This window comes from Staphylococcus cohnii subsp. cohnii (assembly GCF_002902365.1).
Classification (GTDB): Bacteria; Bacillota; Bacilli; order Staphylococcales; family Staphylococcaceae; genus Staphylococcus; species Staphylococcus cohnii.
In genome coordinates, this window is sequence record NZ_PPQC01000014.1 from 31,712 (window position 1) to 55,081 (window position 23,370).

Consider the following 23,370-nt stretch of genomic DNA (forward strand, 5'->3'; position numbering starts at 1 on the left):
CAGTTTTCTTTACTAATATGACAATACAAAACCAACTCAATTGAACTTCTTACATAATTTAATTTTCTGAAATTTCATTGAATTCATATAACTTTTGTGTTATATTAATGTATGTTTTGCAACAAATAATTTTAAAAATAATAGAGGTATTAAAATGAATAGACTCATACTGATTTCCGGTCTTATGTTATTCTCATTTTTCTTTGGAGCCGGAAATCTAATATTTCCACCTATGTTAGGATATACAGCTCAAGAAAATATGTGGGTTTCAATGATAGGATTTTCAATCACCGGTATTTTATTACCGTATTTAACGGTCATCGTAGTTGCTTATATGAACGGTGGCGTTGAAAGTATTGGTAACAAAGTCCATCCAGTATTTGGTACGATTTTTGCAATCTGTATTTACGCGTCTATTGGCGCATTATACGGTATTCCACGTGCTGCAAATGTCGCTTATGAAATTGGCACAAAAAATGTTTTACCTGTACATAACCAATTAACTTTAATTATATTTTCAGCAGTCTTTTTCTTAGTTGTTTACTTGATTGCGCTTTATCCAAATCGAATCATAGATAATTTAGGTAAATACCTAACACCTATTTTAATATGTATTATCGCTATTTTATGTATTTTAGTGATTATCAATCCTGAAGGTTCAATCGGTAATGCAGGTGGCGACTTTGTGCAAACTCCACTTGTGTCAGGTATCTTAGAAGGTTATTTCACAATGGATCTCGTTGCTGCACTCGCTTTTTCAGTAGTAATTGTACAAAGTTTTAAATTAAATGGTGTTAATGAGCCAAAATTATTAGTTAAAAATGTTGTGAAAGCTGGCTTTATTTCGGCTGTACTGTTATTTATCATTTATTTTGCTTTAGCCTATGTTGGCGCAACAACTGATCAGACAGGCTTTAAAGATGGCACAGATATTTTAACTTTTAACTCATTACGTGTGTTTGGTGCTTTAGGAAACTTAATTTTTGGGATTATTGTGATACTAGCTTGTTTAACAACATGTATTGGACTTGTAAATGCTTGTTCTGCATTTGCAATGAAAAAATTACCAAAAATTTCATATAAATTATTTGTACTTATCTTTTCAATATTAGGTTTTATTGTTTCTACATTAGGATTAGAGCTTATTTTGGAAATTGCTGTACCATTACTTACATTTATTTATCCAACATCTATCGTATTAGTACTTATTTCGTTATTGAGTATATTTATCTCATTTGAAATGAAGTATAGCTTTATCATACCAACGATTGCAACATTGATTATTTCTTTATTACAAATATTAAATGATTTTAATTTAATTAAAGTACTTAATGTTGTATATGCGCATTTCCCATTAGCGAATATCCAATTAGCATGGTTGATACCATTTATAGTATGTTTACTAATCGGTATCATCATCGATTTCTTTTATGCTAAATCGCAAACTGAAATGACTTAAGTTAGTGCGCATTGTTAATCCAACGATATGCCAACACATATCTATGCTCATCAATACATCCCTTCAAATATGGGATGTATTTTTTATATGTAACATAGCAAAATGCCAAAAAGGGATTTCTGAAATTATCATAAACTGTTGATACACTCAAATTGGAAATTTAGATTAAATTCACTCGCCTATAAAGTGATATATTTGCATGTAATTGATATAATACGCTTACGCTATATCATAAAATTCACACTTTAAGGATGGAGATATTGTATGACTGAATTTAATGACTTTTTACAGTCACTGGAAAATGACAAACAAACAGCCACGATGGAAGCTATCTTTAATTGGATTTCTGAAACTTTTCCTGAACTCGAAACAACTGTAAAATGGAATCAACCGATGTATACGCATCACGGTACGTTTATTATCGCTTTTAGTAAGTCCAAACAGCATTTCTCAGTAGCACCCGAAGCTAAAGGAATGGCTGAATTTACGGAACAAATTGAAGCAGCCGGATATTCACAAACCAATAATTTATTTCGTATTAAATGGACTCAAGACGTCAACTATGACTTATTGAAGTCTATTATTCAATTCAATATCGAAGACAAAGCGGATTGTACAACATTTTGGAGAACTTAATTTTAAACATATTGAAACAAAAAAGATGATTTCTACTTCATTTAGTAGAAATCATCTTTTTTAATATTTTCATGGTTTATGTATAATCTTCAAAAAATGCGATAATGTCTTGTTCTACTTCTAAATGACCTTCACCATACGTCATTAAATGTTTACTAGTAACGTAACCTTGAATTTCTTTATCCTCATGTGCAATTTGATCATAAATATAATTTGCACTAACTTCATAAACTTTTTCATCCTGCTCACCAAATTTTATAGCGATAGGAGCAGATATCCGGTTTAAATTCGCCATCACATCATCAACAAGCTTTTTGAATTTATCAAATCCAGTGGTATAGTTTTCAATTTGGTCAATTTGTTGTTGAATTGTTTCTTGAGACAAACCTACTAAATTACCCATACGTCCACCATAAAATTCCAGCCTGCTCGCTAGTCCTGCATCATCTTTACTAAACGGTGTCGACATGACTGCAACAGAATTAACTTGCTTTTCTTCTGCCAATTTTAAAGACAAGATACCACCTAACGATATGCCACATACACTTATATTTGAATAGCCATTATCTTTTAAAAATTGATACCCTTCTAACGCATCTTGCCACCAATCCTCTGCGTCATAAGCAATCAATGATTCGAGTAATAAACCATGTCCTTTATAAGCAGGAACATAACAGGTAAAACCCGCTTTATTTAATTTTGTTGCTAATAATTTTACATCTCTGATTGTCCCTGTAAACGAATGTAATAACAATACAGCACGTTCAGAAGATTCATTTTCCAAAAATATTGGATTAGGTTCTTTTACATTTATCATTCATTGTCACTCCAACTTTTAACATCCATCAACATTGTAATAGAAAATCGTTACGATACAAAGAGATATGATTATTAAAAAACCAAGACTGTTCAAGTGAATATCGTAAAAAATACAAGCCACTTCCTTAAAGGAAGTAGCTTGCTTCTATGAGGAAGTCTGGAAACATGCCTAAGCGCATGCTCACAGCAACCCATAGTGTGTGCATGCCCTTGGCATTCTTATATAGTGTACAATTTTATGTATCTTCTTTCAAACATTTATAAAAAATGAAGTTATGGAAATTCATTTTATCTACATGCAAGTATATAAGATAATTTCTATTAAACTTCTTTATTTTTGTAATATTCAGATAAATTATTGTTAAATAATTATCGATTTTGGCGAATATATATCAGCTTTAATAAAGTATAATATATTATAATATATAATGACGCAATTTAAAGAAAACGAGGTAATAAATATGGATGATTTAAAAATCAACAAAAGATTAATTATGACACCCGGCCCTGTTAGCGTAGACCCCCGCGTTTCACAAGCAATGTCAAACTCTATCTTAGGTCAATTTGACTATGAATTTGTAGATATTATGAATCAAACGATGGCGCTAATCCGTAAATCATTTTTAACAAAAAACCAGTGGTCATTTCCTATTGATGGCACAAGTCGTGCTGGCTTAGAAGCTGTAATTGCCAGTATTGTTAAACCTGGTGATGATGTTTTAGTCCCAGTCATTGGACGTTTTGGCTATTTATTCGCTGAACTGGTTACGCGTGCTGGTGGTATTGTCCACAGCATTTATAAACCAATGGGAGAGGTATTTGAACAGTCAGAAATCATTGAAGCTCTAGATCAAATTCAACCGAAAGTACTTGCTATTGTCCACGGTGAAACGTCGACTGGTAGATTGCAACCAATTGATCAACTTGGTCGAGCATGTAAAGAAAGAGGGATATATTCTGTTGTAGATGCCGTTGCTACATACCAAGGTATGGTTATTCCAGTAGATGAGTGGGAATTAGACGCAGTCATTGGTGGCGCTCAAAAATGTTTATCTATTCCTTCAGGTATTACCCCAATTACTTTCAACGATAGATTTAGTGATGCCATCAATGCGCGCAAACGTGTAGAACTTGGCATTCGTTCTACTGAAACCACAGAACCAGATCATTTTATTAGAAGCAATTATTTAGATTTAACACAATTACAAGATTATTGGAGCCAAAACGTTTAAATCATCATACTGAAGCAACGACTGCAATATATGCACTTCATACTGGTCTAAGATTAGCACTATCTGAAGGACTGGAAGCACGTGCGCAACGTCATGCCTTTCACCAAGAAGGTTTAAAAGCAGCCTTGAAGGCATTAGGACTAGAAATATACGGCGATGAATCAAACGAAATGAAAATGGTGATATGCGTTAATTTCCCTGATGGTATAGATGATATAACATTCAGAGATGGTTTATTAAAAAATTATGGCATAGAAATTGCAGGTTCCTTTGGAGAATTAAAAGGTAAAATATGGAGAATCGGAATCATGGGCTATGCTATCCAAAAACAGAACATCTTAACGTTTTTTAGCTGCATTTGCAACTCACCTTATTTCCCAAGGCCACATCAAAAATCTTGACCTAGAAACTGCGATTAAAACACTTTTAAACCACTATGATAACAATGAAATATCATAAACTTTTTAACACATCTTTTCATTAGATAAATCAAAAAGGTACAACTCCAAACCTAAAGCGTTGGTGTCGTACCTTTTTAAATTTAAGTCTTTTCTACGATTCATCTTCTACAACTCTATTTTTAGCTGCTGGATAACCAAAAATAAAGAATAGTAGTGACATTAACAATAATGCAATAATACCTGATATCCAATTTCCTGTGTAATCATGTAAGTATCCAATTAAAAATGGTCCAATCGCTGCGATTAAATATCCTACTGATTGGCCAAATCCTGATAATGAAATACTACCATCACTTGTCCGTGCACGAATGGAAAAGAATGTCATACATAAACTGAAACAAGCGCCCATTGCTAAACCAGCGATGACCATACCGATAACAAGTAATACTAATGACTGTGTAAAGAATAAGCCAAAACCAGTTAGGAATAAGATTGTAATAATAACGACCAATATACGTTGGTCTTTCAATTTAGATGCAATAATTGGAAATGAAAATGTCATAGGTACTTGGGAAAATTGATTGAGCATTAATAAATAGCCTGCTGTGGATGGATCCACACCTCTATCCACTAATATCGATGGTACCCATGCAACAACAGTATAGAACACCATGGATTGGAAGCCCATCGTCAAAGCCACCATCCAAGCTAATTTAGATTTGATAATATTAACTTTTTTGTGATGTTTGACTTGTGTTTCATCAATGGTTTGTTTTTCTAATTTTGCACCTTTACGTGCTTTCGGTATCCACAAAATAATTGCGATAATCCCTAGAATAATCCAAAATGACAATGACAACCTAAAACCAAGCGGTGTTTGAGATAATGGGAAACTCAGTCCACCACCTAAGCCTGCTGTAAAGTTCATAGTCCCACTATAGATACCCGTAGCTATACCAATTTGCATCGGAAAATACCATTTCACATAACTAGGTAATACAACGTTACCAAATGCAATTGCTATCCCTAATACTAATGTACCAATAATGAATAAACTAAAATCTCCAGCTACACGTAAGTACAATCCAATAATCAGTAATATTGTAGAGTACAAAATTGTACGAGACATTGTTAAACGTGAGGTTACTCTCGATACTAATGGAGAAACAATCGCAAAAATAATGAGCGGTATAGTAGTTAAGATGCCAGCAACACTGTTATTAATTTCCATTACATGCTTAATCTCATCAACTACAGGCCCTACTGATGTGAGTGGTGCACGTAAGGTAGAAGCAATAAACACTATTGCTAAAATTACGCCCCAATTTTCTTTGATTCTATGTATGCGATAGGGTTCAGTCATCTTATACCACCTTTCTTCCAAGTCTTTTAGTCTTTTAATATAATAATACAACGAATCGAACAAATGAAAACCATTTGAACGATTCGCAAATAATTGATTCTAAGGAACTCATCTATGATTGATCAACATTTAATAAAATACGTGTACCTGCTTTACCCTCTAATGCTTCAACTGCATCATCTAATGAACAAATAATCGCTTCTTTACCCATTTCAGCAAATTAAATCGCAGCTTCAATCTTAGGTAACATACTTCCTGCAGGAAATTGTCCCTCTGCAACATAAGCTTTTGCTTGATCAACTGAAATCGTTGCTAATTTCTCTTCGTTCGGTTTACCAAAGTTCACACAAACATTTGAGACATCAGTTAACATCATGAATGTATCTGCTTCAACTTGTTGCGCAAGTTTCAAACCAGAGCGGTCTTTATCGATAACCGCTTCAACACCTTGAATGCTTCCGTTTTCATCACGATAAACTGGTATACCACCGCCACCAGAAGAAATAACGATTGCTTGATCAATCAATGCTTTGATTTGATTTACACCGTGAATCACAAGTGGTTCTGGTGAAGGAACAACACGACGGTAGCCTCTACCTGCATCTTCTACCATCACAAAACCATGCGCTTCTTCTAGACGTTTTGCTTCAATTTCGTCAAAAAATACGCCAATCGGTTTTGTTGGATTATCAAATGCTTGGTCATCTTTATCCACTTCTACCATTGTTAATAATGTTACCACATCACTTTGAATGTCTAACGCATGCAAATGGTTTTTTAAAGATTCTTCCATCATATAACCGATGAATCCTTGTGATTCAGCATTACAAGCGTTAATTGGAAGTGGATCAACAACGTCTTTTGCCGCTTCATTTTGAGCAATAATATTACCGACTTGTGGTCCATTACCATGTGTAATGACAATGTTATGTCCAATTTTTTTCAACTCTGCCATTTTACGTGTAGCAGCAAACACATTTTTATATTGGTTGTCGTATGACGCTTCTTGTTTAGGTTGTAAAATAGCGTTACCACCTAAAGCAAGTACAACTCGCTTACTCATACGTTTCACTCCTTCAAGTTAATGCTACAAACATGCCATATACTGTGTCTCTTCCTGATGACGAACCTACTTTAAGCAGTCGATCAATGTTTGCCAGTGACGGTTCATGTTGTAACTCTAATATTTTCGAACTAAACAACCCTTGTTGTGCGCATTTTAAAAAGGTTTCTCCTACTAGTGTTGTTAATGGTTCATGAAGTAGGTGTTTTAATTTTTCTAAATTTGGTTTTCTAATATATGGATTGGTAAAATGAATAAACAACATACCAGTTAGAATGTCATCACCAGAAGGCGTAAGTCCTTGTCCTCTACCAATGAGGTAGCGGTAATATTGTTCTACGGTTTCAACATCTTCATATTTAAGTGCATGTATGATTCGGCTCATTGTTTGGCGGTCAAAGTCACCTTCATCGTACATCTTAAAGTCATATGTCGATATATTTTGCTTTAGTTCATCATTATTTACCTTTTCAGCGAAGTCTTTAAATGGCAATGATGCAACATCCCACACAAGTTGGCATGTTTTACTCATATGAATTGTGTTAGGACCTACAGTGATTTATTGGTTTAGGGAAATCTCATTTAACAAACTTCGTTTCGTTTGTTGGTCTATTAATATACCAAATGGAAACATGCCATTTTCATCGGTACCTATAAATATAAGTTCTTGCGCATCATTAACAATATTGAATCCTTTATTAAATATGCTATGCACATAAAAAGTTTGATGATTTGTTAATATTTCCTTGGCAATATTGCCTATAGCTGTTGCGTGGAAAATCAAGCTTTAAAGCCTAATTTCTCTGCATATGCAGTAATTGCTTTTTCGAAACATTCAATCGGTGGGTGAACTGTACCTGCACCAATTTAACCATAACCAGCAATTTTATGTGCAATACCTGTATTAATAACTGGAGTAATACCTGTTTCAACGACTTTACGTGCATCAATGCCTAAGCAAGCACCTTTGAAGTTCCACGTAGAAATGGCAAAGTTTGGATTCTCACCGATACAAATTTCAGTCATTTCATTGCTGATATCTAATGCATCATCAAAGCCACCAGTACCAACGAATCTAGTTACTGCTGGCGCAGCAATCATTGCCATACCACCAACACCGATTGTTTCAGTGATGGCAGAGTCACCGATATCAGTATTAGCATCTTCAGCAGAATAGCCTGTAAAGAATAAGCCATGAGGCGTATTAACTGGTGCAGTAAACCATTCATCACCCATACCAGCGATGCGAATACCGAAGTTTTCACCGTTACGACACATAGCTGTTACAACTGTACCGTGTTCGATTGTACGTGCTGCATCCATCATAGCTTTACCTGTAGCCATCGCTACGTTTAAGAAGAATTGGTCTGTATCAGCTAAGAATTGTAGCACCTCTGTACGTTTTTCTGCTTCAACATCCTCTAACGAAGAGATAATAGGCGCAACTTCTTTTAAGAAAGCTAATGAAGCTGCAATATTACGTTGGTGGAATTCATCACCCATTGCAATTGCTTTAGCGATTAATACATTAACATTTAAGCCATCGTTCATTTTGTGTAATGCTTTGCTTAATACTGGTCCTAAAACATCTTTCATCCAGTGAAGACGATTTACTACTGTATCATTATAAGCACCGAAACGTAATACTGCACCGATACCTTCGTTCATTTGGCAATATGCTTCGTTACCCGTCTCTCTATTTTCCACAACAAGTACAGGCATGTTAGCTGAAGTAATACCACCCATTGGACCAACTGCATTGACATGGTGACACGGGATGAAAGTAATTTGACCTTCTTCTAACAATTTACGTGCATCTTGTTCATTATCTGCCCATCCTTCAAAAAGGATTGCACCGACACAAGAACCTTGCATAGGATCTGTCATATTTTCATATTTAATTGGTGGACCAGCATGTAATAATACATTTTCTTTGAGTTCAGGAATTTTAGATTTGGCTGGCACTACATCTACTAAAAATGGTGCTGCTGCAATCATCTTATCAATGACTGCTTGGTTAGCTTCATCTATTGTTTTATAAGCCATTTTATACCATCTCTCCTTCATAATTGTTTAAGAATTGCAGTACTTTCATTAATTTTTCATCTCCACCTGCAATTGGGCGCCAGTTGAATTGAACGACTGGTGCATCACTTGCTTGGATTGCTTCAGTAAAGCTCTTCAATCCAATATTAATTACACTTGGTTTCATGTTTATTAAATTCATTATTTTTTCATCGACAGCTAAATCAACCGGTTCTGAATCAAATGATTTCGTTGCTAATTTTGGTTGAGCTACATTACTACCAACTAAGTTAAGTGCAGTACGCACCATTTGATCATTTGTTTCACAAACAATGGCGCCAGCTTCTGTTAACGTTTTAACTTGATTATCATATCCCTGGTGGTCATGTTGCGTACCGACAACTGTAGCAAGATCCGCTAATGAACGACCGTTGGCTTTAACTTTTTCTAAAATCGTTTTTATTGTCGGCGCAAGTTCACTAGCCATATCATCATGACTACCATAACCTATGACATTATCTAACATAATTACAGCAGTTGAAGGATCATCAGAAGAAGTTTCTAACATTTCAATACGTTTGGATGGATCAATCATTGGATGCGGTCTACCTTGTGTATAAATGTCATCGCCCAAGTCGATGATTTCATGGTTTCCACCTTTATATGAGAAACCTTCTGGTGTTACTTCGCCTGAAGCGTCACCTAAAGTATCTTTAACTAACATAGCTGCTTCTGAAGCTAAAGTACCACCTGAATAATATCCTTTGATGCCATCTTGGTTGTCAGCAAATTCAATACCAAGATTTTCTTTAAATGTTGGTTTGAATTGTGGCGTTTCATCATTAGACAGTTGAACAGATACGCGTGCCGCTTCTTCTAATGTATATGCATGGTAGATATTTTCTTCAGTATAAGTTGGTTTAGAACCTAAGAATAAGGTAACAACAGGTTTTTTAATATTACGTAGAAGATTTAATACTTTTTCTTCGACTTCTTTAGCTGGTGGTTTAGAAATAACAGTAATGACTTTAACCTTAGGATCTGCATTTAACGCTTTAATACTATCTAACATCGTGATTGCACCAACTTCAGTTGATAGGTCACGTCCGCCAGTACCGATTGCGTTAGTCACACCTTTTCCTTCACGGTCAATGATTGTTGTCACTTCTTGGATTCCTGTACCTGAAGCACCAATAACACCAATGTCACCTTCGTTCACTGTGTTTGTGAAAGCAAGTGGTAAGCTATGGATAATACCTGTACCACAGTCAGGCCCCATCACTAATAATCCTTTTTCATGCGCCATTTGTTTTAAACGTACTTCGTCTGATTTAGCAACATTATCGCTAAACATAAATACGTTTAAATTGTTTTTTAAAGCATTTTCAGCTTCCATCGCTGCATATTGACCAGGGATTGAAATTAATGCCAAGTTAGGATTGTTTGCTAACTCTAAAGCACGATTCCAGTTTGAAGCTTCGTCTTGTTTTTTAGACTTGTCATCCTCTTCACCTTTACCTTTGAGTTCTGCATCTACTTGTTCATTAACTTCATCAACTTTTGATTCATCATCTGTATCTACGATGACTACGATATCGTTTGGTTTCGCATTGTCTAATTCTGCAGTATCAAATCCTGATGATTTGAAAATGTCTTTATTGGCAGGCGTCCCCATCATAATTGATACTTGGTTCACACCATCAATCGCAGATAATTTATTCGATAATAACATTAAGACAATCGAATCTTGGTACGTGTTTTCTTTAATTATTGTGTATAACATAATATTCCTCCGTTATTATTCTGCAAATCTATTTTTTCCGTGATAACGATCAAAGTGTACGTCTTCTGACACTAAGTAATTGTAAATTTCATCAACAATTTCAATGCCTTTTTCATCGTATTTTTCACTACGTAAGCGTCCACGTTCACATGGATAGAATATTTCTCCATATCCTTCAGCAGCTGGTTGAGCTTTCAATTCATCTAACATCGTTGAAATACGTGATTTAAATTGGTCTAAGTCTGTAAAGAAGGCAGGGTTAATGACGATGTGTAATTGTCCAAGATCACGTCCTTTGGTTAAATCTTTGTACATAGATGAAACATGCACACCATGTGGCACACCTAGCAGACTTCCTGACAAGATATCTACCATCATCATCAAACCGTAACCTTTCGGCCCCGCCACTGGAACAAGTGCATGAACATCTCTTGCATTTGTTGTTGGCTCACCGTTAGCATCTACTGCCCATGTATCTGGAATAGATTGATGTTTAGCTCTAGCATCAAGCACTTTACCCCATGCTTGTACTGTTGTAGCCATATCAAATGTAATGATACGCTCATCATTTGACGGTGCACTAAATGCAATTGGGTTTGTACCAAAATAAGGCTCTGTACCACCAAAAGGTACCACCATTGGATCAGATTGACACATACTTAAACCAACCATGTTTGCTTTAGATGCCATTTCCACGAAATAACCTAAAGCACCACTATGAGAAATATGTTTCACACCTACAACCGCCACGCCATTTTTTTTGGCCATTTCAATTGCTTTTTCCATTGCTTGTTTTGCAGCTTGATGTCCAGGGCCATTATCGCCTTCAAAAACACCTGTCGAAGGACCCGTTTGCTCAAATTGATACTCAGGGTTAGCAGTAATACCTCCCTTAGCAATACGTTCCGCATAATATTCCACTCTGACTGCACCATGAGAATGAATACCTCGATGGTCTGCAAAAGTCAAAACATCAGCGACATCCTTTGCAGCATCTTCATTTAATCCAGCTTTAACAAGTTTATTTTTCATTAAATCAAATAAATCATTTTTAGAAACGCGCATATTACAACCTCCTTATTACTATTATTGTGTTTTATTTCACTATAAAATGTGTTTTCAAGCAGTAAAAAAAGAAGTTACTAAAGACGCACCATGCTAAATGTCGTAAGTCACCATTTATTACATTAAATTATCTCGTTCACTTCTTTTTATGACTTCTTAATATATGTCATCAGATATTAAATAATCATAAATCTCTTGAGCAACTGGAATACCACGCTCTGCATATTGTTTTTTAACTTCTTCTTGAATCTCACCTGGGTAATACACTTGATCAAAACCTTTGGCTGGTTTAACACCATGTAACTCGTCTACCATGTCAGAAACTCGTGTTAAAAATTGTGCTTCATCAGCAAAATATGCTGGATTAATCACGATATGAAATTGTCCTAATCTACGATATTGACTTAAATCTTCATACATCGAAGTGACATGCTTACCAAATGGCAAACCTAATAAGCTGCCCGCTAATATATCTACCATCATCATCAAACCGTAACCTTTTGGCCCAGCTACAGGTAATAATGCAGCTACTTCAAAAGGATTTGTAGTAGGTTCACCTTGTTTGTCCACTGCCCATGTATCAGGTATTGATTTGTGTTTTGAGCGTGCATCTAATATTTTCCCCCACGCTTGTACCGTTGTTGCCATATCAAACAATATGGGCTCACCATTTTTTCGTGGTGACGCAAAGGCGATTGGATTCGTACCAAAATAAGGTTCTGTACCACCAAATGGTACGACCATCGGGTCAGATTGGCATACGGTTAATGCAACCATGCCTTGTTTTGCAGCTTGTTCTGCAAAATAGCCAATGGCACCACTATGCCCCATCTCTTGAATACCTACCATACCGATACCACTGGATTTTGCTAAATTAATGGCTTCTTCCATCGCTTGATATGCAACATAATGGCCAACAGCATTATCGCCGAAATATGTGCCTGCTGAAGGACCAGTCTTCGTAAATTTCAAATCTGGTTCCAAATTAAAACCTTTTTTAGCAATTCGTTCTGTATAATACTGCATTCGAACTGAGCCATGTGAATGAATGCCTCGCTCGTCAGCAAATATCATGAGATCTGCTGTTTTTTCAGCTTGCGCGTCAGGTAAACCTGCATGTGTTAATTTCTCTTTAAATAATTGGCGTAGTTTACCACGTTCGACGTATATTAATGCTCCCTCTTCCATGACTAACAACCTTCCTTAAATTTCTATATCTCTATTTGCATCCTTGGAATAGATGTAAGCGAATGGTTCGTCTAAACCAACAGCATAAGTTGCTTGTGGTGCATAAGCACCCATAAAGATGTAATCACCTTTATCAACTGGTTGCCATTCGTTGTCTAAGTTGTACATGCCACGTCCACTTAATACATAAGCCCCATGTTCTTGAACGTGTGTTTCAATATAACCGTGTGAAGCGCCTGGTTTAAATGACAAGATGTGAATATTCATATCATATGCTAATTCTTTTGGTAGCAAATCAAGAATTTTCACTTCTTCCATGCCTTCGTATGGTTCTTGTACCATATCATTAACGTTTCCAGTTACAACTTCTGGCGTATAACCTTCTAAAGGTTGATAACGTTTTTTATATAAGAACACTCGACTGTCGTTATTTTGATTGCTATTTTCAAATGTCATTACTTGATGAGATGGTACATATAAATAACCACCTGCACTCGATTCGTATTTTTTATCATCTGCATACGCATTGATGTTTCCGTATTCAACATAGATGAATGTCTGAACACCATCTCCACCAAACCCTTGTCTATTACCACCTTGATTTTTCAATGTTACAAGGTAGTCTACAAAGCGTGCACCAAGTCTCGGTGAACCTAAAATCGTTACGTCACAGTCTTCAAAACCAGGCACAACGTTATTTACTAAACCGTCTGGTGTGATGACTGCGTAGTTATCTTTTTTAATTACTGAACGTGTTTCTAATAAACCTTCTCTATATCCTTGATTATGATTAATATAACCCATAAATAAAATGCTCCTTTTCTTTATCTGTATTTAAAATCTTTTATGCTTATCTCTATAAAAAGTTTGTTGAACCATGCTTATTTTATTTATATAGCTCAATGATGTTGTTCTAGTTGTCTATGACCAAGTATTATTCTTTATAAGCAAGTTTATATAATACTTGTTTTAACACTTCGATACCTTTAACTAAATCTTCTACATTTGTCTCTTCTTCAACGTTGTGACTCACACCGTTAATAGATGGTACAAACAACATTGAAGTTGGTACATATTTAGCAAAAATTTGAGAATCGTGACCTGCACCAGAAGGCATTAATTTCCACTCTGATTCACCCACTACAGTTTCAGCAGCATTCTGAACTTCTTTAACCAAGCGTTCATCCATCGATGTCGGTGCTTCATCCATCCATAAATCAATGTCACATTGCACGCCTTCTTCTTCAGATACACGTTTAATACATGCATCAATTTCTTCTGCAAATTGATTTAACTCATCTTGATTAATATGACGACAATCAATAGAGAACGTAACTTCTCCTGGAACTACATTAACTGTATTTGGCACTGGATCTACGCGGCCAAATGTAATGACTAATGGATCCCCTATTTCTCGCGCACGATCAGTTAATTGGTTAGCGATTTTGCTGAAAGCTACAACTGCATCATTTCTCAAGCCCATCGGTGTTGTACCTGCATGGTTTGCTTCACCTTTTAAGTTGATTGTATAACGCTTCTGACCAACGATACCGTTAACGACACCAATTGATTTGTTTTCAGTTTCCAATACTTTACCTTGTTCAATATGCACTTCGATAAATGATTTTATGTAACTATAATCATTATCTGCTGTTCGATAATCAAAACCACATTCCCGCATTGCTTCTTTAAAAGCAACACCTTCACCATCAGCAATTGAATCAACATCAGCCTTATCAGCTAAGTTAAAAAAGTTTTTGCTTCCCCAGAAAGCAAATGGGAAACGGCTACCTTCCTCTTCTGCTAAAGCTAAAATTTCTAATGAACGTAATGGCTGACCATATTCAGCTTTAAGTGACTGCATCGCAACAACAGCTGCTAACACACCAAATTGACCATCTAAATGACCACCTTCAACAACTGTGTCAATATGAGAACCGGACATAATTGTTTCTTCTGGGTATTTGCTACCTTCAATACGTCCTTTCAAGTTGCCTATGCTATCGAATTCTGTTTCAAATCCATCTTTTTCTAGTGTTTCTTTCAATGCTTGAACAGCATTTGACCATTCTTTAGAATAAAGTAGACGCGTGATGCCCCCACCAGTCAAACCGCCAAACGCAGTAAATTTTTTGTCTAGAGCCTCAAAAGAAGATCGGATGTCCATGTAATTCAACTCCTTTTTCATTTCACATACAATTATAAGCGTTTACATATGACTTATCATTCACAATTCTAACAATAATGTTCTTTACTTTTATTCGATTTATACAAATACATGGTATTTTTTATTTGAGATACTATATTTAGCAAAATATATCTAATAGGAGGCTAGGTCAATTTGACTCAACAACAAGCTACTTGTCTATCAAAGGATGGATTTTCATTACCTTATTCAATGATAAAAGCTAAAAACCAAAGCCCTAAAGGTATCATTATGTATTTTCATGGGGGTGGACTCATTTTTGGGCAACCAAACGATTTACCGCAAGCATATATAGATATTTTATCGGAATCATATCACTTAATAATGGTTTCCTATCGACTTGCTCCAGAAAGTCATATTGATACGATTATTGAGGATGCACTGAGTAACTACGATTATTTAAAGTCGCTTTATCCTTCGTTACCTTTGATTACTTTTGGACGTTCAGCCGGCGCATTTTTAGCGATGCTTGTCGCACGTCATCGTAAAGTTGATGGTATCATTGATTTCTATGGTTATTCCCGTGTACATGTACCTGCCTTTTTGAAACCAAATAAGCAATATCAAGCATTATCTACACAAATTACACCAAAAATATTAAATCAATTGATTCAACCTAAACCATTAACATCTGCACCGTTACAAACAAGATATCCAATTTACTTATATGCGCGTGGTCAAGCACGTTGGATGTCCTATTTAGGAATTCAATCATCTACACAAAGCACTTATAATGTCACACCACAAGAATTGAAAAATTTCCCTCCTATGTTCATTGTACACTGTACAGGAGACCCTGATGTACCTTATAGTGAAAGTGAATATATAGATAAATTAATTGAAACGAGTCACTTCGTACGTTTAGAGCTAGACAGCCATGATTTTGATCGTGAAGTTACCCCCACTAGTAAAGCAATATATGAACAAGCGATTCAATTCTTGAATCAAATTAAACTGAATATCGAAGGGGATCAATGATGAACTTACAAAATGTAATAGAAAATTTTCAAACGTTTAATAACTTTGCCAGAAATCCTAAGAATGGCGGTATTAACCGCATTGCTTTTAGTCATCCAGAACGTGTCGCGGCTTTAAAATTTTCAATGTTATGTCAAAAGGCGGGTCTAGATGTTTACTTTGATTTCTTTGGTAACGTTATCGCACGTAGAGAGGGAAAGCAGCCTTCTTTAAAGCCAATTGTGTTAGGATCACATATCGATACAGTAAAAGATGGTGGACAATATGATGGTCTTTTAGGTGTACTTGGTGCACTTGAAGTTGTCGAACATCTAAACGCACATCACATAGAAACAGATCATCCAATTATCATTATTGCTTTTGCTTGCGAAGAATCTACACGTTTCAACGAAGCAACTTTAGGTAGTAAATATCTTACTGGCAAAATGGCAAAAGATGATATGAAATTCATCAAAGATAATGATGACAACGTACTTTATGATATCGTTGCACCTTTAGCTCAAGATATGAACGGTAAAACAGCATTATTTGAAAGAAACAAAATCAAAGCATTTTTAGAGTTACATATTGAACAGGGTCCTATTCTTGAAAATAATCAAAAGGATATTGGCATCGTTACAGACATTGCTGCACCACACCGCTTCAAGTTACAAATAGCTGGCGTTACAAGTCACTCAGGATCAACACCTATGCCGATGCGCACAGATGCTTTAACTACTGCTGCTGAAGTCATTTTAAAAATCGAAGCCTTAGGTCAGGCTTACCATGATAAGGGGATAGTAACGACTGTAGGTTATGCCAACGTTTATCCTAATACAATGAATGCAATACCTGGTGAGGTCACACTACTCATCGATATTCGAGGTAAAGATAAATCTATTCGTGAAAAAGTAGTCGAAGAGATGAAAGTACACATCGAAACCATTACAACAAATCGTCAAGCAGATTATGTATTAGAAGATTTAGGTCAGGATCAACCACGTAAATTCAATCAAACAATTGCTAAGATTTCTGAACACAGTTGTAAGACACTAGCATACCAATATCGCTATATGTATAGTGGTGCTGGCTATGATGCTATGAATTTTGCGCCCATTTGTCCTACGAGTATGATTTTTATCCCGTGTAAAAATGGCATTAGCCACTCCCCAAAAGAATCTGTAACTGATAGTCAAATCGAAAAAGGAATTAATGTGATGATAGCAACAACGATTGAATTAGCAAAAGTGGACACAGTATTGGACGCATAATGTACATTGGCTTTTGACCAATCAATTACTATTATGAAGGTAAAACTTTTAGTATAGTCACATCCATTATTATCAATTCATAAGCACATAATTTTTTGAATCTAACACTCAATGATATGCGTTTTATCATTTAACACCGACTTGTGTGTGACTATCATCTATAGATAGATGCCATTTCAAATTATGCAATACCATATGAATAGAAAACTGTTAGCGTTATAATAGAGATGTTGCTGAAAACACATCACTGTAAAGGTTGATATATAATGACAAAAATACGCTTTATTAGGCATGGAGAAACAGACTGGAATATTGCTGGTAAATTACAAGGTAGAACAGACATCCCACTGAATGAGTCTGGCATAAAACAAGCACAAGCTTGTGGCATTTCATTACTTCAAAATGAATGGGATCTTATTATTACAAGCCCTTTATTAAGAGCTAAAGAAACTGGACAAATTATTCAACAAAAATTAAACATACCACTTCACGAAATGACATCGTTTATTGAAGTTGCATTTGGAGATGCAGAAGGTCTTACTTATTACGAACGAGATGTGCGTTTTCCTAATCGCGATTATCCAAACAAAGAAACTGAAGCAATGGTTACTGAACGTTTTTTAAAGGGGATTCATACTGTACATCAGAATTACACAAATAAAAATATTTTGATTGTCTCTCATGGTGCCTTTATTAATGCTATATTTCACTACTTTTCTAATGGGACAGTCGGCACAGGTGTTACTAAACTAACCAATGGTAGTTTCAGCACTTTAGAAATTAACAACAACCACACGCACATCCTAGACTATAACACGACACATCACTTACCAGCTCAGAACCCAAAATCATAACTATTTATAAACAATTAAAAGTACCATAACGCTCATCCATGATTCATCATACTAAAAGTTAAACCCAATATTTTCCTTTTAGTAATGACAGGTATGAGGTTTGGTACTTTTTATATTCACTAACTTTACTTATAATTTTTAAAGAAATCTGTAGTTAACGATTTCACTTTTGGCGATAACATTATCACTGCGATAACGTTTGGAATCAATACGGCAGCAAGTGCCAAATCAAGCAAGTCCCACAATTGTTGTGCCGCACCTAACGCACCCACTATCATTGAAAGCACATATATTGTTTTCATCACCCAACCTGCCGTAAGTCCAAATAAAAACTCTGCCATTCTCGATCCGTAGAAAATGACTACCACAACGGTCGAAAATACGAAAAACATCATTGAAATAGAGACCATCATACTTCCAAATTGGCCAAAAGAATTTTCAAACGCTCTGGCTGTTAGCGCTGCAGACTGCGCTTTCGCATCACTCGCTTTCCAAACACCTGAAACTAAAACCACAAAACCAGTCGTGCTACAAATAATCAATGTATCTACTACGATCTCACTAATGCCCCAGAATGCTTGGCGAACTGGGTGATCCGTTTTTGCGGCTGCATGCGCGATGGATGATGTACCAAGACCAGCTTCATTAGAATAAATCCCTCTAGCAAAGCCCCAACGAATTGTAGTAGCTAACGCTGCACCAAATGTACCTCCAACAGCTGCCGTAGGATTAAATGCCTGTTCTACCACTAACCAAATAACATTAGGCACATGTCCAATATTCATCAAAATGATTAAAAAACCAAAAAAACAGTAAAGGCCAACCATGATTGGCACAATTTTTTCAGCAAACGATGCGATACGTTTCACACCACCAAAAACGACAAGCGCAGCAAGAAATGCTAATATAACGCCAGAAACTGCCATAGGTACGTTAAATGTATCTTTCATAGTGCTCGCTGCAGAATGACCTTGAACCATAATACTTGGAATAATTTCAATCATCAATGCAAAGGCAAATATCAAAGAAAAAACTGTACCTAACTTCTTGTTTTTAAAACCTTTTTTCATGTAATAAGTCGGGCCGCCCACAAATTCACCTTTTTTATTTTTCTCACGATAGTGGACACCTAAGACATTCTCACTAAATTTTAAAGCCATACCTAAAAAAGCAATAACCATCATCCAAAATACCGCACCAGGTCCCCCCATCATAATCGCTGTAGGCACCCCAACAATATTAGCTGCACCTACAGTTGAAGATAGCGCAGAGGTCAAAGCCTGACGAGGTGTAATTGTCCCTTCCCCTTTGGGTTTTTTATTAACACTTCCAAATGTTTGCTTGAGCATATAGAAAAAATGACGAAATTGAATAAAATTTAAATAGACTGTCAAAAATACACTTGCAAACAAAAGTAGAAGTACAAGTGGATAACCCCATAACCAATCCGAAAAAGAAATTAATTTTTCCAAATTTTACAACCCCTTTGTTTTTAAAGCATCTCACCATCCGTTGTGATAAAAATCTTATGACTTTAATCACAAAACGCTATAAAAATGAGCTATGTAGACACTAAATAAATGTAATATGTAATATTATTCCCTAGAGTTGCTCACTCAAACCGAGTTCAGAGCTTATGAAAACAAATCTTAAATCTTCAGCTATATTTTAAATATCATTGGTATGCAACATTTGTTTCTATTTCTTTAATCATTTGTCACATTGATTTGTTAACAAATAGTCTTTGAATATGCAATATTATCACTAAAACAATTGATTCTATAGATGGTCTACCATTATCAAGTCAATATTTGTCTTCGACAAGTTCTTATATAAAATTTAAATCTAATATCGCATCAAATTTATGCAATAAATGATTATTAAAGACTAATTTAGAGATAGAACTCATTTCATATTGATCTTTTTTTCAATTGATTTATTCAACATCATAAACACCATCACTGTTTAATTTATATATGTTTTCAATTTAATATTGGCAGTGATTTATGCCGACTCCTGCGGGAATAGCACTAGCCGAAGACTGATGGCTAAGGCAGTGCCCACGGAAAGCGTGCATAAAAAAACTGCCAACAAAGTCGGAGACTCTGTCGACAGTCTAGACTAATCCAGTTAATAAATGGATTAGTCCTTTTGTTCTTGCTTTTATGTTTCAATGTTTTTACTTCAGTCTTTTTTTAAGAAATTTTTAGATAAAACGTCCAATACGTTTATCTGAAATACCTGCTTCATCACTATAAATTTCTTGTCCTCTTAAAATTGTACGTGTTACTTGAGCACCAATTTCACGTCCAATATATGGACTCATTTTGTTACGATAAGCTAAATCTTCAGCTTGTAAAGTATACGGTGCGTCAGGTTTAATAAATACGAAGTCAGCATCTTTACCAATTGCAATACTGCCTTTTGCATCTAAACCAAAGCGTTTAGCAGGTGCTGTCGCAATAATGTCAGCGAATTTTGTTAATGACATTTGACGTTTTTGAACACCTTCGTCGAATAAAATATCTACGTTGTTTTGTAACCCAGCAATACCACCCCATGCTTCAAATGCATTGTCAGTATCTTTTAAGTCTGGTGTACAAGGTGAATGATCAGATGTTACAAAACTAATATCACCGTTTAATACACGATCCCACATTCCTTCTAAGCGAGATTGTTCACGGATTGGTGGAGAACATTTAACAACTGGTCCAATGTCATCTAATTCTTCTTTATAGAAGTACAAGTAGTGTGTACATGTCTCACAAGTAATGTCTACACCTTCTTGTTGTGCTTTGATGACTTCATCAACGCCTTCTTCACAAGCAACGTGTACAATGTGCACACGACAGCCCGTTTCTTTAGCGAATAAAATGATTTTGCGAATTGGTTCAACTTCTGTAAATACTGGACGACTATCCACGTAAGCACTTAATGTCGTTTCACCATTTTCTTTTGCGATTTCACCTAATCGGTCAGTGATGGCCGCATTTTCAGAATGGATTGATAAAATTTTACCAGTCTTAGCAATTTGCTTCATGCCTTCATATAATGAATAATCGTCAACATTTTCAAAGTCTCCTTCGAAAGAACGATCACCACAAGTAGCTAAGAAAGCTTTATAAGCCACAACACCCGCTTCATCTAATTCTTGAATACCTCCATTTAAGTTATATGGTACTAAACCACCATAACTTGCGACATCTACTGATAATTCATCTTTCCCAGCGTCAAATTTAGCTTGGATAGATGCTTTGTCAGTTGTAGCTGGAACTTGGTTTAATGGCATTTCTACAAATGAAGTTACGCCACCTTTAGCAGCAGCATTTGTTCCTGTAACATAACCTTCCCAACCGTCACGATAGCCACCACCTGGCTCAGTAATATGCACATGTGCATCCACCATTCCAGGTGAAACAATTTGATTTTGTGCGTCAATGACTTGCTCAGCTTCTCCCAATGCTTGACCAATTGCGGCAATTTTACCGTTTTTAACACCAACTTCAACTTGTTGCTCCCCGTCTTCTAAAATGACTAAACCATTCTTAATAATCAAATCATACTTCATTATAATCTGCTCCTCCTTTTTTTCTTCTTTCTGCATGGAATACATAATGTAAAATTAAGTAAACACCACCGGCAATGACAAAGCCTATAAACCAAGAAAAGTCTGATATCACTGTGAATGCTGGTAAAAATCCTAATAGTGAAACGATAACACCAGCAATCGTTCCGACGTATGCAGAAATATTAATACGTGGTATTTTGTGCTCTTTATCTTTCAAATCAAAATACAACTTATCTATATCAATGTGACATTTAGACACAATATAGAAATGAACAGTCATTACACCTGCTACCGGACCAAGAATAGCACCTATCGCGTTTAAGAATAAGAAAATGCTATCTTCTTCTTCCATCATCTTCCACGGCATAATGACTATACTCAATACCGAGGCAATAATTACGCCACGACGGTAATTAATCCATTTTGGTAAAAGTGCAGTGAGTTGGTACGCTGCTGGAATGATATTACTTGTCGCATTTGTCGAAATCGTCGTCATTAATAACACGCCAGTAGATATCAGAATAGCCCAAAAGTTGCTCCACTCATTAATAATTGTTAAGATGTTCCACTCTTGATGACCGAGATAAATTGAACCACCAATAATGATAAACACACTCGCAATCGCGAATAAAATGTGCGCAACCACGATACCTGAAATTTGACCAACCACCTGTGTCTTAGTTGATTTTGCGTTTTGTGTAAAATCAGAGACACTCGCACCAGGACCAGCCCACACGCCTAAAAGCGAGTTGATAATTAAAATAAAGGATAAAATCGCTGGGTAAATGATACCGCTAGATTTTGTAGAAATTTCATAATCTAAAATATTTCCAACGCCACCAGCAGCCATAACGCCCCAGATAGCCATACCACCAAAAACAATATAAATAAGTGGATTTAATATAGCTGTGAATTTATTTAAAATATCTCCACCACCAAATCCAATCGCAAAACTAATAGCCCAAAATATTAAAAATGCAATGAGACCTGGAACAGAAATACCAAGTATCGATATGCCTTGTCCAATATCCGCAAAACCAGGGAATATTTTATTTAATAGTATTAATAGTGCTTGTGACCCCGCAAATGTTTGCAGACCAAACCAAGCGATACCTGCGACAACACCACGTAGGATACCGGGTAACTTCGCGCCTACATCACCATATGTATGACGTAAATGCATAGCAAATGGAATACCGTATTTAGAACCAGCATAACCATTACTTACCAATAATAAAGCGATTACAAAAGAACTTAATATTAATGCAAATATTACTTGTAATGGCGATAGACCTATTAATAAGAATCCCCCAACTGCAGTATAGTTAGGTATATTATGTACAGCACCCATCCATAGTGTAAAAAAGTTAAATGCGGAGTTATTTCTTTGTGTCGGTGTCTTTGGCATTATATCTTTATTATAACCGCGCTTTTCGAAAACCGCCTGTGATAATGCCACATTGTTCTGCTGTCTTCCCAT

Annotated in this window: 17 protein-coding genes and 3 pseudogenes; 6 read left to right on the forward strand and 14 right to left on the reverse strand. The window is 35.8% G+C overall.

What is annotated here, in order from left to right; translation table 11 throughout:
* Positions 1 to 154: 154 nt before the first annotated feature.
* Together brnQ and CD032_RS02315 are read left to right on the forward strand one after the other, a co-directional pair.
* On the forward strand, positions 155 to 1,459 hold the full coding sequence (gene brnQ / locus CD032_RS02310) for a branched-chain amino acid transport system II carrier protein (RefSeq protein WP_019469945.1): 1,305 nt from the start codon (positions 155 to 157) through the stop codon (positions 1,457 to 1,459).
* A gap of 264 nt (positions 1,460 to 1,723) precedes the next feature.
* Complete coding sequence (locus CD032_RS02315) at positions 1,724 to 2,095, forward strand: iron chaperone (RefSeq protein ID WP_019469944.1); 372 nt, start codon at positions 1,724 to 1,726, stop codon at positions 2,093 to 2,095.
* A gap of 76 nt (positions 2,096 to 2,171) precedes the next feature.
* On the opposite strand, the gene CD032_RS02320 is transcribed toward CD032_RS02315, so the two are convergent.
* Entirely contained in the window at positions 2,172 to 2,912 is a 741-nt protein-coding gene (locus CD032_RS02320; RefSeq protein ID WP_019469943.1) for an alpha/beta hydrolase, read from the reverse strand.
* 463 nt (positions 2,913 to 3,375) lie between these two features.
* On the opposite strand from CD032_RS02320, the pseudogene CD032_RS13635 reads away from it, so the two are divergent.
* Positions 3,376 to 4,605 (forward strand): annotated as a pseudogene (locus CD032_RS13635) (pyridoxal-phosphate-dependent aminotransferase family protein).
* A 93-nt stretch (positions 4,606 to 4,698) separates the two neighbouring features.
* On the opposite strand, the gene CD032_RS02330 reads toward CD032_RS13635, so the two are convergent.
* From CD032_RS02330 to allC, 10 genes and pseudogenes are all read right to left on the reverse strand, one after another.
* On the reverse strand, positions 4,699 to 5,910 hold the full coding sequence (locus tag CD032_RS02330) for a CynX/NimT family MFS transporter (protein WP_019469942.1): 1,212 nt from the start codon (positions 5,908 to 5,910) through the stop codon (positions 4,699 to 4,701).
* 112 nt (positions 5,911 to 6,022) lie between these two features.
* Positions 6,023 to 6,973 (reverse strand): annotated as a pseudogene (arcC, locus tag CD032_RS02335) (carbamate kinase).
* A 13-nt stretch (positions 6,974 to 6,986) separates the two neighbouring features.
* Positions 6,987 to 7,466, reverse strand: a complete 480-nt coding sequence (locus CD032_RS13245; protein WP_231912216.1) for an oxamate carbamoyltransferase subunit AllH family protein — start codon at positions 7,464 to 7,466, stop codon at positions 6,987 to 6,989.
* 66 nt (positions 7,467 to 7,532) lie between these two features.
* Positions 7,533 to 7,757 carry a hypothetical protein gene (locus CD032_RS13250; RefSeq protein ID WP_231912217.1) on the reverse strand — a complete coding sequence of 75 codons (225 nt, stop codon included), beginning with the start codon at positions 7,755 to 7,757 and terminating at the stop codon, positions 7,533 to 7,535.
* Positions 7,754 to 9,019, reverse strand: a pseudogene (locus tag CD032_RS02345) (YlbE family protein). The gene CD032_RS13250 and the pseudogene CD032_RS02345 overlap by 4 nt, the downstream one beginning before the upstream one ends.
* A 1-nt stretch (position 9,020) precedes the next feature.
* Complete coding sequence (locus CD032_RS02350) at positions 9,021 to 10,781, reverse strand: acyl-CoA synthetase FdrA (RefSeq protein ID WP_103211146.1); 1,761 nt, start codon at positions 10,779 to 10,781, stop codon at positions 9,021 to 9,023.
* A 15-nt stretch (positions 10,782 to 10,796) separates the two neighbouring features.
* Positions 10,797 to 11,846, reverse strand: coding sequence for an ureidoglycolate dehydrogenase (gene allD / locus CD032_RS02355; protein WP_040029838.1), 1,050 nt, complete (start codon positions 11,844 to 11,846; stop codon positions 10,797 to 10,799).
* A 156-nt stretch (positions 11,847 to 12,002) separates the two neighbouring features.
* Positions 12,003 to 13,034: an ureidoglycolate dehydrogenase gene (gene allD, locus CD032_RS02360; RefSeq protein WP_019469936.1), complete on the reverse strand. Its 1,032-nt coding sequence runs from the start codon at positions 13,032 to 13,034 to the stop codon at positions 12,003 to 12,005.
* A 15-nt stretch (positions 13,035 to 13,049) separates the two neighbouring features.
* The gene (gene allE, locus CD032_RS02365) at positions 13,050 to 13,838 is read right to left on the reverse strand and encodes a (S)-ureidoglycine aminohydrolase (protein ID WP_019469935.1); all 789 of its coding nucleotides are present in this window, start codon (positions 13,836 to 13,838) and stop codon (positions 13,050 to 13,052) included.
* 130 nt (positions 13,839 to 13,968) lie between these two features.
* The gene (gene allC / locus CD032_RS02370; protein ID WP_019469934.1) at positions 13,969 to 15,201 is read right to left on the reverse strand and encodes an allantoate deiminase; all 1,233 of its coding nucleotides are present in this window, start codon (positions 15,199 to 15,201) and stop codon (positions 13,969 to 13,971) included.
* A gap of 174 nt (positions 15,202 to 15,375) precedes the next feature.
* Between allC and CD032_RS02375 the strand changes: the two genes are divergently transcribed.
* The 3 genes from CD032_RS02375 (at position 15,376) to CD032_RS02385 (ending at position 18,322) form a co-directional block, all read left to right on the forward strand.
* Positions 15,376 to 16,218: an alpha/beta hydrolase gene (locus CD032_RS02375; RefSeq protein ID WP_019469933.1), complete on the forward strand. Its 843-nt coding sequence runs from the start codon at positions 15,376 to 15,378 to the stop codon at positions 16,216 to 16,218.
* A complete protein-coding gene (locus CD032_RS02380) occupies positions 16,218 to 17,468 on the forward strand; it encodes a M20 family metallo-hydrolase (protein WP_040029837.1) in 1,251 nt (416 codons plus the stop codon). The genes CD032_RS02375 and CD032_RS02380 overlap by 1 nt, the downstream gene beginning before the upstream one ends.
* Before the next feature lie 266 nt (positions 17,469 to 17,734).
* The gene (locus CD032_RS02385) at positions 17,735 to 18,322 is read left to right on the forward strand and encodes a histidine phosphatase family protein (protein WP_019469931.1); all 588 of its coding nucleotides are present in this window, start codon (positions 17,735 to 17,737) and stop codon (positions 18,320 to 18,322) included.
* A 125-nt stretch (positions 18,323 to 18,447) separates the two neighbouring features.
* Here CD032_RS02385 and CD032_RS02390 read toward each other — a convergent pair whose 3' ends face one another.
* From CD032_RS02390 to allW, 3 genes are all read right to left on the reverse strand, one after another.
* Positions 18,448 to 19,794: an alanine/glycine:cation symporter family protein gene (locus CD032_RS02390; protein WP_046467721.1), complete on the reverse strand. Its 1,347-nt coding sequence runs from the start codon at positions 19,792 to 19,794 to the stop codon at positions 18,448 to 18,450.
* 734 nt (positions 19,795 to 20,528) lie between these two features.
* On the reverse strand, positions 20,529 to 21,890 hold the full coding sequence (gene allB, locus CD032_RS02395) for an allantoinase AllB (protein WP_019469930.1): 1,362 nt from the start codon (positions 21,888 to 21,890) through the stop codon (positions 20,529 to 20,531).
* Entirely contained in the window at positions 21,880 to 23,370 is a 1,491-nt protein-coding gene (allW, locus tag CD032_RS02400) for an allantoin permease (RefSeq protein WP_019469929.1), read from the reverse strand. Before allW ends, allB begins: the two co-directional genes overlap by 11 nt.

Coding starts and splice junctions, on each gene's coding strand:
- brnQ (WP_019469945.1), top strand. CDS start 155: ATGAATAGACTCATACTGATTTCCGGTCTTATGTTATTCTCATTTTTC.
- CD032_RS02315 (WP_019469944.1), top strand. CDS start 1,724: ATGACTGAATTTAATGACTTTTTACAGTCACTGGAAAATGACAAACAA.
- CD032_RS02320 (WP_019469943.1), bottom strand. CDS start 2,912: ATGATAAATGTAAAAGAACCTAATCCAATATTTTTGGAAAATGAATCT.
- CD032_RS02330 (WP_019469942.1), bottom strand. CDS start 5,910: ATGACTGAACCCTATCGCATACATAGAATCAAAGAAAATTGGGGCGTA.
- CD032_RS02350 (WP_103211146.1), bottom strand. CDS start 10,781: ATGTTATACACAATAATTAAAGAAAACACGTACCAAGATTCGATTGTC.
- allD (WP_040029838.1), bottom strand. CDS start 11,846: ATGCGCGTTTCTAAAAATGATTTATTTGATTTAATGAAAAATAAACTT.
- allD (WP_019469936.1), bottom strand. CDS start 13,034: ATGGAAGAGGGAGCATTAATATACGTCGAACGTGGTAAACTACGCCAA.
- allE (WP_019469935.1), bottom strand. CDS start 13,838: ATGGGTTATATTAATCATAATCAAGGATATAGAGAAGGTTTATTAGAA.
- allC (WP_019469934.1), bottom strand. CDS start 15,201: ATGGACATCCGATCTTCTTTTGAGGCTCTAGACAAAAAATTTACTGCG.
- CD032_RS02380 (WP_040029837.1), top strand. CDS start 16,218: ATGAACTTACAAAATGTAATAGAAAATTTTCAAACGTTTAATAACTTT.
- CD032_RS02385 (WP_019469931.1), top strand. CDS start 17,735: ATGACAAAAATACGCTTTATTAGGCATGGAGAAACAGACTGGAATATT.
- allB (WP_019469930.1), bottom strand. CDS start 21,890: ATGAAGTATGATTTGATTATTAAGAATGGTTTAGTCATTTTAGAAGAC.
- allW (WP_019469929.1), bottom strand. CDS start 23,370: ATGGGAAGACAGCAGAACAATGTGGCATTATCACAGGCGGTTTTCGAA.